Origin of the sequence: Pseudonocardia sp. DSM 110487, from assembly GCF_019468565.1 — a bacterium.
Taxonomy (GTDB): Bacteria; Actinomycetota; Actinomycetes; order Mycobacteriales; family Pseudonocardiaceae; genus Pseudonocardia.
The window spans coordinates 9,882,573-9,895,244 of the sequence record NZ_CP080521.1 but is presented as its reverse complement, the minus strand read 5'-3'; the positions used below and the strand labels follow the sequence as shown (position 1 = coordinate 9,895,244).

Genomic DNA, 12,672 nt, shown 5'->3' with positions numbered 1-12,672 from the left:
GTCCGGCAGAATCATCCGAGTGGGGCATCCGGCGGACACGGTCATATCGGCGCGTGAGGCCGAGGTGCTGGCAGCGGTCGGTGAGCACCTGAGCAACGCCGAGATCGCCGCCCGATTGTTCATCTCGGTCCGCACCGTCGAGAGCCACGTCTCGTCGTTGCTGCGCAAGCTCGGCGCGGACGACCGCAAGGCGCTCACCCTGATCGCGGGCGGACGCGCCGCCGCTCCGCCACTCCCATTGCCGGCGGCCCTCCCGTCCGCGCTCACGTCGTTCGTCGGCCGGGCGAGGGAACGCGCGGAGCTGGCGGCGGCACTCGACGGGCAGCGGCTGGTCAGCGCGGTCGGTCCCGGCGGGGTGGGCAAGACGCGGCTCGCGCTCGCCGTCGCGGCCGACCTCAGCGCCCGGTTCGCCGATGGTGTCTGGTACGTCGACCTCGTCCCGGTCACCGACTCGTCCATGATCGCGTCGACGATCGCGGCCGCGCTCGGACTCGGCGAGCAGCAGGGCCGCACCCGGCAGCAGACGCTGCTCGAGTGGGCCACCGGCCGGCGGGCGTTGTTGCTGCTGGACAACTGCGAGCACCTCCTCGACGGCGTCGCCGACCTCGTGGAGCGGCTGCTCGCCCACGGCCACGGCGTCACCGTGCTGACCACCAGCCGGGCCCGGCTGCTGCTGCCGTTCGAGCGGGCGTTCCCGGTGGACGGGCTGTCCGTCGGTGACGACGCGGTGGCGCTCTTCGAGGAACGGGCTGCGGCGGCGGGCGTCGTGCTCGGTCCGGAGGAGCGGCCCCGCATCGCCCGGATCTGCCGCGGGCTCGACGGTGTGCCGCTGGCGATCGAGCTGGCGGCCGCCCGGCTGCCCGCGCTCGGCGTCGACGGGCTGGAGGCGGGCCTCGCCGACCGGTTGCAGCTGCTCACCGGGGCCCGTCGGGTCGACAGCAGGCACCGGTCCCTGCGCTCGACGCTCGACTGGAGCTACGCGCTGCTCGATCCGCCTGCCAGGGAGGTGCTCCGCCGGGTGGCCGTGTTCGCGGGGCCGTTCCGGGCCGAGAGCGCATCGGCGGTGGCGGGCACGGCCGCGCGCGAGGTCGCCGCGCATCTCGCGGCGCTCGCCGACCACAGCCTCCTGGTGCCCGTCTCGGCGTCCGACGGCACGCGCTACCGGGCGCTGGAGACCGTGCGCCAGTACGGCGTGGAGCTGCTGGAGGACGAGGAGGAGCTCGTGGAGTGCCGCTCCCGCCACCTGACGTGGGCGTGGGAGGCTGCGGCCGAACTGCTCGCCGACGAGGCAGTCGAGACTCACGGCTGGCGGGCCCGGTTCGACCGGCTCGCCGACGAGCTGCGCGCCGGCCTCGGCTGGGCGGTCGAGAGCGGTTCGAAGGACGCCCACGAGGGCAAGATGCTGCTCGCCACGCTGTGCCACCGCCGCGGCATCGTGAGTGAGGCGCAGTGGCGCTTCGAGCAGGCGGCCGAGCTGGCGCCGGACGATCGGCGCGCGGCGGAGGCGCTCCACCTCGCCGCGGGCGTGGCGGCCAACCGGCTCGCGGGCGACGATGCGATCCGGCTGCACCGATCAGCGGCCGACCGCTGCCTGCGCGCGGGTGACGCCCCGGGGGCGGCCCGGAACCTCGCGCGGGCGGCCGAGCTGTGGAACCGGGCGGCCGGCACCATCGCGGCCCGCCCCGACGAGCTCGTGCCCCGCGCCCTGCTCGACGAGGCATGGCGCCTGGCCGGCGAACACCCGGTCACCAGGGCGCGCATCGCGGCGGCCGAGGCGTTCGCGGTCCCGGAGACCGCGGAGGCGAGTGCCGAGCTCGTCCACGCCGCTCTTGCGGCCGCCCGCCGGTCGGGCGATGTGATGGCCGAGAGCTCCGCGCTCGACCGGCTCACCACGATCCAGCTCTCCCGCGGGGAGGGCCGGGCCGCACTGGCGAGCGCGCTGCACCGCATCGAGCTGTTGGCGCCGCAGGTCCTCGACCCGTGCGTCGGTTTCGAGCTGTCCGACGCCCACGTGATGTCCGTCGAGTCGGCGATCGCGGCGGGCGATCTCGCCGAGGCACGCCGGCTCGCGGAGCGGATGCGCGACCTCCCGCTGCACCGCGAGGACACCCACGTCGCGGTGGCCCGGTTGATCGTGGTGTCCTCGCTCGAGGGCGACTGGCAGCACGCCATCGCCGCGGGCGATCGCTTCCGGGAGGGCTGGGAGCGCGCGGGGAGCCCGCGCGTGCCCACGCTGCGGCGTGCCGCGCGGGCGATGGCAACGGTCCACGGCATGCGCGGCGACACGGCGGCCCACGACGAGTGGATGCGGATCTTCAACGCGCTCGTGCCCACCGCGCGCCAGAACCACGACCAGCACTCCAGCGCGTTCTTCGAGTCGCTCGAGCTGTTGCACCTGGGCCGCGCCCGGGACGCCGTGCGGAGCCTCGAGGTCCCGCCCCATGAGCTGCGACGCTGGTACCAGGGCATCTGGCGCCCGTGGTACGCCGCGGCATGGGCCGAGGCGGCCGTGCTCGCCGGGGAGCCGGATGCCGCCGAGCGCATCGCGGCCGTCCGGGCCACCACCGCCGAGAACGCCGTCACCGCCGCTCTCGTCCAGCGGGCCGCGGCCGTCGCGGCCGGCGACCGTGCCGGCATCCTCGCCGCCGCCGACGCTCTGGAGGCGGCAGGCTGCCGCTACCAGTGGGCCCGCAGCCTGCTCCTCGCCGGTGGCCCGGACCGGGAGCGCGGCGCATCGGCGTTGCACGCGATGGGCGCGGTGGTGGTCGAGTAGCGGAGGCGCCCTGCGCCACCGCGTGACACGCACGGACCCGGAATCCGTGGTCGCTCCGTGCTCCACACGGATGTTCCGCGGCCGGCTGCGGACGATCGTCTGATGCATGCTGAACCAGATCCACACCGCCGTCGACATCGCCGCCGATCGCCGCCGGAGCCTGGAAGCGGAGGCCGACGCCTACCGGCTCGCCCGTATGGCCCGGCGCGCCGCGTCGACCGATGGCACTCGCCCCGCCCGCCGTCGTGGCTGGCTTCAGCTGCTGCGGTTCCGGCCCGGCAGGGCGCCCGCGTAGCGCGCCGCGAGCCTGCCGATGTGGTCGACCAGCTCTGGCGGCTCGGTGACGTGGAAGTCGAGGCCGAGCATCCCGATCCACACCGCCACGATCTCCAGGCTGTCGCCGCCGGTGACGAGCACGCTGTGGTGCTCGTCGACGGTCTCCACCACGCCGACCGTCGGGTTGATCCGGGTCAGCACCTCTTCGGCGGGGGCGTCAACCTCGATCCGCGCGTGCACCGCCCAGCCGGTGAAGGCGACCTCGCGCAGCACGAACGCGGTGTAGTCCCCTCCCGGGAGGGGATCGGGGGTGAAGCGAGCGCCGCCGGGGACCTTGAGCCGCATCCAGTCGGCCCGGTAGCTGCGCCACTTCCGGGTGCGCCGTTCTCGCGCCACCAGGTACCACCGCTGCTGCCAGCTCACCAGCCGGTACGGCTCGGCCTCCACGTGCTCGTCGTCGCGGTGGACGAAGCGGATGCCGGTGCAGTCGCGCACGGCCACCGCGAGCTCGGTGAGCAGGGCGGGGTCGACGGGCGCGGCGGTCACGTTGGTGGCGGTGTCCGCCGGACCGGTCGAGGTGCTCTCGTGCAGTGCCCTGACCCGGCGGCGCAGCCGGGACGGCAGTACGTGCTCGAGCTTCGCGAGCGCCAGCGCGCTCGACTCCTCGATGCCTCGCACCGCGGTGACGGCCTGCAGGCCGACCGCGATCGCGACGGCCTCGTCGTCGTCGAGCAGCAGGGGCGGGAGCTTGCCGTGGTCACCGAGCCGGTAGCCGCCCCGCGGCCCGCGGATCGTGTCGATCGGGTAGTCGAGCGCCCTGAGCCGCTCGACGTCCTTGCGGACCGTCCGCTCACCGACGCCGAGCCGGGCGGCCAGGTCCTCGGCCGGCCACGTGCGGGGTGTCTGGAGCAGCCCGAGCAGGGCGAGCAGGCGGCCGGAAGTTTCTTGCACAACCCCTCCGAGTACAGGAACGAACTGTGCCGGTACTGCCGATAGCGTAGCCACCATGACGAACACCGAGACGCTCTCCCTCCGCTCCTTCGAGGTCGCGATCCCCCAGGCCGACCTCGACGCCCTGCAGCACCGCCTCGAGATCACCCGCTTCCCGGAGGCCGCTCCCGGCGACGACTGGACCTACGGCACCCCGGTGGGCTACCTGCGCGAGATGGTCGAGCACTGGCGCAGCGCGTTCGACTGGCGGGCGCAGGAGAAGCGGATGAACGAGTTCCCCCAGTTCCTCACCGAGATCGACGGCCAGACCGTCCACTTCGTCCACGTGCGCTCGGCCGTCGAGGGCGCGACCCCGATCGTGCTCACCCACACCTACCCTGGCTCGTTCGCCGACTTCCTCGACGTGATCGGCCCGCTCACCGACCCCGAGGCGCACGGCGGTCGCGCCGAGGACGCCTTCCACGTCGTGATCCCCTCGATCCCGGGCTTCGGCTTCAGCACGCCGCTGGCCGAGGGGGCGTGGTCGGCCGCACGGGTCGCCCGCACCTGGGATGCGCTGATGCGCGGTCTCGGGTACGACTCCTATGCCGCGCACGGCAGCGACATGGGAGCGAACATCTCCCGCGAGCTCGCGATCCTGAACCAGCCCGGGTTCCTCGGCGCGCACGTCCTGCAGCTGTTCTCGTTCCCGTCAGGCGACCCCGCCGAGTTCGAGAAGATGGGGCCGGCCGACTACGCGGCGCTGGAGTTCGCGGGCTGGTTCCAGACCGTCAACGGGTACGCGCTGATGAACGCCTCCCGGCCGCAGACGATCGCGGCCGCGCTGTCGGACTCGCCGGTCGGCCAGCTCGCCTACAACGAGCTGTTCGAGAACTTCGGCAACGGCACGAGCCTGCTCAGCAAGGACCAGGTCCTGACGCAGGTGACGCTCTACTGGCTCACCAACACCTCGGCGACGGCCGTGCGCTACTACCACGACGAGCGGAACGCCGAGCCCGTCGTCAACAACGGCCCGATCGGCGTCACGGTGTTCGCCGACGACTTCAAGTCGATGCGGCCCTTCGCCGAGCGCGACAACACGAACATCGTGTCGTGGACCGAGCGCCCGCGCGGTGGTCACTTCGCGGCGATGGAGGTGCCGCAGGACCTGGCGGAGGAGATCCGCGCCTTCTACGCCTGAGACGGCATCTCGAAGAAGATCATGGGGTTGTCGCCGGGACCTCGGACCGGCGACAACCCCAGCTCCGCGCGCAGCCCGGTGAGCGTCTCGTAGACGCCCCGGGCCTTCGCGCGTGACGGGGTGAAGAACGGCACGCCCCGCTCGCCGAGCCAGCGCACGACGACCTTCCCCTCGTGCAGCGGGAGAGTGGTGCGGAAGTGGTAGACGTCGTGGACGCTCACCGGGATCCCGGCCGGCACCCGCGGGAACAGGTGCTCCAGGTACCAGCGGGCGAACCGGCCACTGTGCGCGGCGTCGACGAAGAGGTAGCCGGTGCCTGCGGGCACCCGGTCGAGGGTCTCCTTGATGTCGCCCTGCACGAACGTCCAGCGCCCGTCCGAGAGCTCCTCCGGAACGTTGCGCACGACGTTGTCGATCCGGTCGAAGCTGTGCAGCTCCCCTGCCCCGTTGTCGCGCAGCGCGCTGAGGATCCACGACGTCGACCAGCCGTGGAACGTCCCCAGCTCCATCACGACCGGAGGCCGGGTGGCTCGCAACAGCAGATAGGTGATCTCCGCCTCGAGGTCGTCGAGCTGCGGGGTCATCCGCGAACCCATCGACTCCGCGAACCCCCGCTGCTGCTTCCCCACCGCGGCGAGATCACCGGCGTACTCGCGATACAGCTCGGTGACGTACCCGAGGTCGATCGGCTGCAACGGACGGACCTCCAGGAGCTGTGACCGGGCGCCGGATCACTGTAGCCAGCGCTCGCGGTGCCACCGGACGGGCGACGACCTGGCCCGATCTGACAGGGTGGTACGGCACGGGCAGGGGAGGGGAGGCGCGGTGACCGCGGACGCGGGAGCAGCCCCGAGCGGCCGGCTGGAGGCGGTGAGCCTCGTCGAGCTCGCGGTGCGTCGGCTGCGCAGCGAGATCCTGAACGGTGCGCTCGCCCCCGGGGAACGGCTGGTCGAGGAGCAGCTCACCCGCCGGTTCGGCACCAGCAGGGCGCCCCTGCGGGAAGCGCTGCGGCTGCTCGGGCAGCAAGGGCTCGTCGAGCACCTGCCCCGCCGGGGTGTGCGGGTCACCGAGCTGTCCCCGCGCGACATAGACGAGCTGTTCAGCCTCCGCGATGTGCTGGAGCAGTTCGCGCTCCGGTGTGCGCTGGCCCCCGGCGCCACGCCGGTGGCCGCCGGATTGGCCGCGATGGCCGAGGCCGTGGAGCGGATGGAGCGGGCCACGGAGGTGGGCGACACCCTCGCGCAGGCCGCGGGGCACCGCGACTTCCACATCGCGCTCGTCACCGTGGCGGGGCACCGGCACCTGCTCGGCGTCTACGAACCGGTGATCCTCAAACTGCAGCTCTACATGGCCACGAACATGCGACGTGAAGCGCGCGAACGACCGCCGATCGCCGGGCCGCAGCGGCACCGGCTGCTGTACGACGCCGTGCGTGCCGGCGACCTCGACGTGGCCCTCGCCGAGCTCGCGGGCCACGGCACCCGCACGTACCTGGCCCCCGAGCTGCAGGCCGAGTAACGGAGTCACCTGCCCGTAACCGGAGAAGACCGCCGCTGACACCAAACGGTCGACAATCGACTAAATGCAGCTCGGTTCGACCGCACGTCCGGCCGGTGTCGCCGCGCTGCGCGACGCGTACGCACGAGGATTGCGGCCGCGCGAGGTCGTCGACGGCGTGCTTGAGCGGATCGCCGATCGCAATGGCGACGCGGTGTGGATCTCGCTGGCCGAGCCCGAGGTGTTGCGCGCCAGGGCGGCCGAGCTGGAGGAGCGCGCCGACGGACCGCTCCCGCCGCTGTACGGAATCCCCTTCGCCGTCAAGGACAACATCGACGTCGCCGGGCTGCCCACGACGGCAGCCTGTCCGACGTTCGCGTACTCGCCCGCCGCGGACGCGACGGCCGTGAGGCGTCTGCTCGACGCGGGCGCGATCGCGATCGGCAAGACCAACCTCGACCAGTTCGCCACCGGCCTGACCGGCGTCCGCTCGCCCTACGGCGCGTGCGAGAGCGTCTTCGGCGGCGACCTCGTCTCCGGCGGGTCGAGCTCCGGCAGCGCCGTCGCCGTGGCGGCCGGCCTCGTCGCGTTCGCGCTGGGCACCGACACCGCGGGCTCCGGACGAGTGCCCGCAGCGATGAACGGCATCGTCGGCCTGAAGCCGACGCGCGGGTTGGTGAGCACGGCGGGCGTCGTCCCGGCCTGTCGCTCGCTCGACCGCGTGTCGATCTTCGCGAACGACCTCGACGACGCCGCCACCGTCCTCGACGTGCTCGCCGCTCCCGACCCGGCCGACCCGTGGTCCCGCCACGGCCCCTGGTCCCGGCCCGCGTCCCCGCCGGTCCGGGTGGCGATCGCCGAAGAGCTGGACTTCGAGGGCGACACCGCGTACGCCGCGGCGTTCGCCGCCGTGGTGGCCCACGTCCGCGCGTCGGCCGGTGCGGTCGTCGAGACGCCGCTCGGGCCGCTGCTGGAGGCCGGCGACCTGCTCTACGGCGGCCCGTGGGTGGCCGAGCGGCTGGCCGAGCTCGACGGGTTCCTGCGTGAGTACCCCGGCGACGTCCTGCCGGTCACCCGCGCGGTGCTCGAGCGCGGCCGCGGGTACGACGCCGTCGCAGCCTTCCGCGCCCGCCACCGTTTGCAGGAACTGCGGGCCTGGACGCGCCGGCTGTTCGAACGCGCGGATGTGCTCCTGCTGCCCACCGTCCCGACGACGTTCACCCGCGCCGAGATCGCCGAGCAGCCGATCGCGCGCAATCTCGTCCTTGGCCGGTACACGCAGTTCGCCAACCTGCTCGATCTCGCCGCCGTCGCCGTGCCGGCGGGGACCACCGCCGACGGCCGCCCGGTCGGCGTCACCCTGCTCGGGCCCGCGTTCTCCGAGGCCCGGCTGATCTCAGCAGCGCACGAACTGATCTCCCGGGAGGCCGCATGATCACCGCACCCGCCACGCGCGCCGACGTCCGCATCGGACCGGTCGCCGCGAATCCCTACCCGTGGCCGTACGACGGGTCGGTCGACGCCGCGCGCACCGTGCTCATCTGCATCGACTGGCAGGTCGACTTCTGCGGACCAGGCGGCTACGTCGACCGCATGGGCTACGACATCGGGCTCACGAGGGCGGGCCTGCCAGGCACGGCGGCCATGCTCGCGCACGCACGCGCCACCGGGATGTTGGTGATCCACACCCGGGAAGGACACGCGCCCGACCTGTCCGACCTCCCCGCGAACAAGCGCTGGCGCTCGGCGCAGATCGGCGCGGAGATCGGCTCTCCCGGTCCGGCGGGACGGATCCTGGTGCGCGGCGAGCCGGGGTGGGAGATCGTGCCGGAGGTCGCACCGATCCCGGGTGAAGTGCTCGTCGACAAACCGGGCAAGGGCGCGTTCTACGCCACCAACCTCGACCTGGTGCTGCGCACGCACGGGATCACGCACATGATCCTCACCGGGATCACCACTGACGTCTGCGTGCACACGACCATGCGCGAGGCCAACGATCGCGGCTACGAGTGCCTGATCCTCGCCGACTGCACCGGCGCCACCGACCCGCGCAACCACGATGCCGCCCTGCACATGGTCACGATGCAGGGCGGGGTGTTCGGTGCGGTCGCGACATCGGCGGCCGTGATCGAGGGGACCGAGTCGTGAGCACCCTCGACGCCGATCCGTACCCGTTCACCTTCGACCCGGCCAGCACCGCGCTCGTCGTCATCGACATGCAGCGCGACTTCGTCGAGCCCGGCGGCTTCGGCGAGACGCTGGGCAACGACGTCTCGCTCCTGCAGTCGGTCGTACCGCCGTTGAAGGCGGTGCTGGCGGCGGCGCGCGCCATCGGCCTCACCGTGATCCATACCCGGGAGGGGCACGTTGCGGACCTGTCGGACTGCCCGCCGGCGAAGCTCACCCGGGGTGCGCCGTCGCTGCGCATCGGTGACCCCGGGCCGAAGGGGCGCATCCTCGTCCGCGGCGAGTACGGCCACGACATCATCGACGAGCTCGCGCCGCTGCCCGGCGAGCTCGTGATCGACAAGCCGGGGAAGGGCTCGTTCCACGGCACGGGCCTCGGCGGCGAGCTGCAGGAACGCGGCATCACCCACCTCGTCGTCACCGGCGTGACCACCGAGGTGTGCGTGCACACGACCGTCCGCGAAGCCAACGACCGCGGCTACGACTGCCTCGTCCTCTCCGACTGCACCGGCTCGTACTTCCCCGAGTTCCACCGGATCGGCCTGGACATGATCGCCGCGCAGGGCGGGATCTTCGGCTGGGTCGCTCCGTCGAAGGCCTTCCTGTCCGCCCTCGTCCCGCAGGAGATCGCGTCATGAGCGAGCCGACCTCGACGAAACCGGCCTGGTGGGTGGCGGGCGACACGAACGCGTTCTTCGGACTCGGTTTCAACACCCTGGTCAACGTCCTGGTGCTGTCCGGCCTGTGCCTCGGCGTGGTGAACATCCCCAGCGCCGACGTGTACGCGGTCATCCTGCCGGCGCTCGGCGTGCAGCTCCTGATCGGCAACGTCTACTACACCTACCTCGCTCGGCGGCTGGCAGCCCGCGAGGGCCGCACCGACGTCTGCGCGATGCCGTACGGCCCGAGCGTGCCGCACATGTTCATCGTCGTCTTCGTGATCATGCTGCCGATCTACCTGGCGACGAACGACCCGATCGCGGCGTGGACCGCCGGGCTCGCGTGGTCGTTCATCATCGGGGTGATCGTGCTGGTCGGTGCGTTCGTCGGGCCGTTCATCCGCCGCTACACCCCGCCGGCCGCGATGCTCGGCACGCTCGCAGGCATCTCGATCGCGTTCATCTCGATGCGCCCGGCCGCGCAGATGTGGGAGGCGCTCTGGATCGCACTGCCGGTCATGGTGATCATCCTGATCGGCTTCTTCACCGACCTGAAGCTGCCGGGCAACATCCCCGTCGGGTTGGCCGCGCTGCTGGTAGGCACCGCGATCGGCTGGATCGGCGGATACATGTCGCCACCCGCGGTCGCCGAGGCCGCAGGCGACATCGCGCTGTCCCTGCCGACCTTCGACGTCGGACGCCTCGTCGACGGCCTCACCGACATCGGCCCGCTGCTGGCGACGGCGATCCCCCTCGGCATCTACAACTTCACCGAGGGGATGACCAACGTCGAGAGCGCCGCGGCGGCAGGCGACGAGTACAACCTCCGGTCGATCCTGGTCGCCGATGGCGCCGGCGCCATCGTCGGCTCGGCCATGGGCTGTCCGTTCCCCCCGGCGGTCTACATCGGCCACCCCGGTTGGAAGGCGGCCGGCGGCCGCACCACGTACTCGCTGGCGTCCGGGGTCGTGGTGGCGCTGCTGTGCTTCCTGGGAATGTTCTCGCTGCTCGGCGCCCTGCTGCCGCTGCCGGCCATCGTGCCGATCCTGCTCTACATCGGGCTGTTGATCGGGGCGCAGGCGTTCCAGGAGGTGCCGAAGGCCCACGCGGTCGCCGTCGTCATCGCGATCATCCCCAACATCGCGTCCTGGGCGACGGGGCTGATGAACAACGCGCTGGCCGCGGCCGGCACCACCGCAGCCGAGGTCGGCGACGAGGCCGTGACCGGCGCCGGGCTCGTCTACCACGGCACCGTTCTGCTCGGCGGCGGTGCGATCCTCGCCGGCCTGGTGCTGGGCGCGATCGTCGCGTTCGTCATCGACAAGAACTTCTTCGCCGCCGCGGTGTACTGCTTCGCCGGCGCCGTACTCGGCTTCGTCGGGCTGATCCATGCCGAGCAGGTGGGCTGGAACGTCGGCGGCCAGATCGCGCTCGGCTACGCGTTCGCGGGAATCATCCTGCTGGCGTTCTGGCTGATGACGCGGACGCGTCCGATAGCGACGCCGGATGACCAAGCACCCGTCATGGCGGAGGGCGCGCAGGCATGAGGCTCGACGACCCCGTCGCCCTCGACCGACCCGGCGTCGTCGCCGAGATCAGGGCGGCGTTCACGCGGTACGAGCGCGCACTGGTCGACGGCGACGTCGCCGTGCTGACCGAACTGTTCTGGGCCGACCCGCGCTGCGTTCGCTACGGAGTGGCCGATCGGCAGCACGGCGCCGCCGAGATCGCGGCCTGGCGCGTGGCGCACCCGTCCGTTCCGCCCGGCCGAGCCCTTCGCGAGACGCAGATCCTCGCGATCGACGACCGGACCGCCGTCGTCACCACCCTGTTCGGTTACCCCGACGGCGCGGTCGAAGGACGGCAGAGCCAGACGTGGGTGCGGTTCGCCGAGGGATGGCGGATCGTCGCCGCCCACGTCTCCGAGATCACGGGGACGGGCGACGGGCGCGGATCGACGGCCGCTACACTGGGCCCGCACCACCCGCCGCCTTAGCTCAGTCGGTTAGAGCGACGCACTCGTAATGCGTAGGTCTGGGGTTCGACTCCCCAAGGCGGCTCCAGGCCAGAGGCACCTCTGACGATCTTCGCGCCGGCGCGTGGAGCTATACGTGGAGCCAACTGGTCTCTCCCGCGCAGCACGCGCATCCCGCGCAAATTCCGCGGCCGGGCGCTCGTCCGGGATCGGCGCCGGCTCGATGCTGGCGGCAGCGCGGCTGGACCATTCCGGCGCGCGATGCCGGCGGGGGATGCTGTGGGCGTGGAGTACGTGTCCAGAGTGCCGCGACCGCCGCTGGACGGGCTGATCGACGACCTTTACTACCTGGAGGGTGCGCCGCCGTACGCCCGGCTGACGCTGCCGCCCGCGCCGTCGGCGCTGCTCATCGTCAACCTCGGGGCGCCGTTCCGCATCCGCGCCGGCACCGACATCGAGACGGCCGAGTACGCCGACGGCTGCGTGGTCACCATGCCCACCCGCGCGTGGGAGTTCGGCTACCCACTCCGGACCCGGTCCGTCGGCGTGCACCTCAAGCCATGGGGGCTGGCGCCGTTCCTGCCGATGCCCGCGGCCGAGCTGTGTGACCGGCCGGTGACGATAGAGCAGGTTTGGGGCCGGCCCGCCATTGCCGAGCTGCGAGACCGGCTGACCACGGCGGACGGACCGCACGAGATGCTGACGCTGCTCGAGGAGGAGCTCATGCGACGGCTGTGCGAGACCGCTGGCCTGGGGCTGGTCCGCCACACGAGCAGCGTCATCGCGGCGACCAGCGGGGCGGTGGCGATCGGCGACCTGAGCGTGGCAGCCGGTGTCAGCAGCACTCATCTGGCACAGCGGTTCAAGGAGCTCATCGGCGTCACTCCGAAGCGGCTGGCCCGCACCTACCGCTTCACCGCCACCGTGTTCGCGATCAACCCCGCCGGACCGATCGACTGGGGCGACCTCGCCGGTGGCGCAGGCTACTTCGACCAGGCCCACTTCGGCCACGAGTTCCGGACGTTCACCGGGCTCACGCCGACCCGGTACGTCGAAGTCCGGCAGAGGTTCCTGCGCGAACATCCTGGCCACGTGCTGGACGGCTGGCCGCTGCCGGCCGATTGATTTCTTACAAGAGCGACAGCTCACGACCCACTAATTTGGGGCACCCCGA

General features: G+C 72.1%; 12 protein-coding genes and 1 tRNA gene. 11 read left to right on the top strand and 2 right to left on the bottom strand.

Features of this window, described 5'->3' with window-relative positions; genetic code table 11:
- Positions 1 to 19: 19 nt before the first annotated feature.
- Together K1T35_RS46215 and K1T35_RS46210 are read left to right on the top strand one after the other, a co-directional pair.
- A complete protein-coding gene (locus tag K1T35_RS46215; protein ID WP_220257952.1) occupies positions 20 to 2,773 on the top strand; it encodes a LuxR C-terminal-related transcriptional regulator in 2,754 nt (917 codons plus the stop codon).
- A 106-nt stretch (positions 2,774 to 2,879) separates the two neighbouring features.
- Positions 2,880 to 3,068 carry a hypothetical protein gene (locus K1T35_RS46210; RefSeq protein WP_220257951.1) on the top strand — a complete coding sequence of 63 codons (189 nt, stop codon included), beginning with the start codon at positions 2,880 to 2,882 and terminating at the stop codon, positions 3,066 to 3,068.
- Here K1T35_RS46210 and K1T35_RS46205 read toward each other — a convergent pair.
- Complete coding sequence (locus K1T35_RS46205; RefSeq protein ID WP_220257950.1) at positions 3,029 to 4,000, bottom strand: YafY family protein; 972 nt, start codon at positions 3,998 to 4,000, stop codon at positions 3,029 to 3,031. The genes K1T35_RS46210 and K1T35_RS46205 overlap by 40 nt on opposite strands.
- Before the next feature lie 55 nt (positions 4,001 to 4,055).
- Between K1T35_RS46205 and K1T35_RS46200 the strand changes: the two genes are divergently transcribed.
- A complete protein-coding gene (locus K1T35_RS46200; protein ID WP_220257949.1) occupies positions 4,056 to 5,180 on the top strand; it encodes an epoxide hydrolase family protein in 1,125 nt (374 codons plus the stop codon).
- Here K1T35_RS46200 and K1T35_RS46195 read toward each other — a convergent pair.
- Positions 5,171 to 5,875, bottom strand: a complete 705-nt coding sequence (locus tag K1T35_RS46195) for a class I SAM-dependent methyltransferase (protein WP_220257948.1) — start codon at positions 5,873 to 5,875, stop codon at positions 5,171 to 5,173. The genes K1T35_RS46200 and K1T35_RS46195 overlap by 10 nt on opposite strands.
- A gap of 130 nt (positions 5,876 to 6,005) precedes the next feature.
- Between K1T35_RS46195 and K1T35_RS46190 the strand changes: the two genes are divergently transcribed.
- The 8 genes from K1T35_RS46190 to K1T35_RS46155 all read left to right on the top strand — a co-directional run bounded on the left by K1T35_RS46190 (position 6,006) and on the right by K1T35_RS46155 (position 12,623).
- The gene (locus K1T35_RS46190) at positions 6,006 to 6,698 is read left to right on the top strand and encodes a GntR family transcriptional regulator (protein ID WP_220257947.1); all 693 of its coding nucleotides are present in this window, start codon (positions 6,006 to 6,008) and stop codon (positions 6,696 to 6,698) included.
- Between the two features lie 64 nt (positions 6,699 to 6,762).
- Positions 6,763 to 8,112: an allophanate hydrolase gene (gene atzF, locus K1T35_RS46185; protein ID WP_220257946.1), complete on the top strand. Its 1,350-nt coding sequence runs from the start codon at positions 6,763 to 6,765 to the stop codon at positions 8,110 to 8,112.
- Entirely contained in the window at positions 8,109 to 8,825 is a 717-nt protein-coding gene (locus K1T35_RS46180) for a cysteine hydrolase family protein (RefSeq protein WP_220257945.1), read from the top strand. The genes atzF and K1T35_RS46180 overlap by 4 nt, the downstream gene beginning before the upstream one ends.
- Positions 8,822 to 9,502, top strand: a complete 681-nt coding sequence (locus K1T35_RS46175; protein ID WP_220257944.1) for a cysteine hydrolase family protein — start codon at positions 8,822 to 8,824, stop codon at positions 9,500 to 9,502. Before K1T35_RS46180 ends, K1T35_RS46175 begins: the two co-directional genes overlap by 4 nt.
- A complete protein-coding gene (locus K1T35_RS46170; protein WP_255621382.1) occupies positions 9,499 to 11,070 on the top strand; it encodes a regulator in 1,572 nt (523 codons plus the stop codon). Before K1T35_RS46175 ends, K1T35_RS46170 begins: the two co-directional genes overlap by 4 nt.
- On the top strand, positions 11,067 to 11,519 hold the full coding sequence (gene hpxZ, locus K1T35_RS46165) for an oxalurate catabolism protein HpxZ (protein WP_220257943.1): 453 nt from the start codon (positions 11,067 to 11,069) through the stop codon (positions 11,517 to 11,519). The genes K1T35_RS46170 and hpxZ overlap by 4 nt, the downstream gene beginning before the upstream one ends.
- Positions 11,510 to 11,586, top strand: a tRNA-Thr gene (locus K1T35_RS46160). Before hpxZ ends, K1T35_RS46160 begins: the two co-directional genes overlap by 10 nt.
- Positions 11,587 to 11,801: 215 nt before the next feature.
- Positions 11,802 to 12,623: a helix-turn-helix domain-containing protein gene (locus K1T35_RS46155; protein WP_220263284.1), complete on the top strand. Its 822-nt coding sequence runs from the start codon at positions 11,802 to 11,804 to the stop codon at positions 12,621 to 12,623.
- Positions 12,624 to 12,672 lie beyond the last annotated feature (49 nt).

What these genes read in the sequence shown, in the direction of transcription:
- hpxZ (WP_220257943.1), top strand. Translation starts at nt 11,067, where the DNA reads ATGAGGCTCGACGACCCCGTCGCCCTCGACCGACCCGGCGTCGTCGCC.
- K1T35_RS46200 (WP_220257949.1), top strand. Translation starts at nt 4,056, where the DNA reads ATGACGAACACCGAGACGCTCTCCCTCCGCTCCTTCGAGGTCGCGATC.
- K1T35_RS46210 (WP_220257951.1), top strand. Translation starts at nt 2,880, where the DNA reads ATGCTGAACCAGATCCACACCGCCGTCGACATCGCCGCCGATCGCCGC.
- K1T35_RS46180 (WP_220257945.1), top strand. Translation starts at nt 8,109, where the DNA reads ATGATCACCGCACCCGCCACGCGCGCCGACGTCCGCATCGGACCGGTC.
- atzF (WP_220257946.1), top strand. Translation starts at nt 6,763, where the DNA reads ATGCAGCTCGGTTCGACCGCACGTCCGGCCGGTGTCGCCGCGCTGCGC.
- K1T35_RS46170 (WP_255621382.1), top strand. Translation starts at nt 9,499, where the DNA reads ATGAGCGAGCCGACCTCGACGAAACCGGCCTGGTGGGTGGCGGGCGAC.